This is a genomic window from Elizabethkingia argenteiflava, assembly GCF_009904105.1.
Classification (GTDB): domain Bacteria; phylum Bacteroidota; class Bacteroidia; order Flavobacteriales; family Weeksellaceae; genus Elizabethkingia; species Elizabethkingia argenteiflava.
In genome coordinates, this window is record NZ_JAAABJ010000194.1 from 1 (window position 1) to 327 (window position 327).

Below are 327 nucleotides of genomic sequence, written 5' to 3' on the forward strand. Positions count from 1 at the left end.
ACCACGAGGCGTTCAAGGACGCCTTCGCGCGGGCCTGGTTCAAGCCCACCCACCGCGACATGGGACCCAAGGTCCGCTACCTCGGCCCGGAAGTGCCGGCCGAAGACCTGATCTGGCAGGATCCGGTGCCGGCCGGGACCAAGCCGTCGGACGCCGACATCGCGGCGTTCAAGGACAAGGTGCTGTCGAGCGGGCTGACCGTGTCGCAGCTGGTCAAGACCGCCTGGGCGAGCGCCTCGACCTACCGCAAGTCGGACCATCGCGGCGGCGCCAATGGCGCGCGCATCGCGCTCGAGCCGCAGCGCAATTGGACGGTCAACGAGCCCG

At 69.7% G+C, this 327-nt stretch carries 1 pseudogene; it reads left to right on the forward strand.

Going from position 1 to position 327, the window contains the following annotated elements:
* Positions 1-327, forward strand: a pseudogene (locus GNY06_RS01560) (peroxidase family protein); the annotation flags it as partial.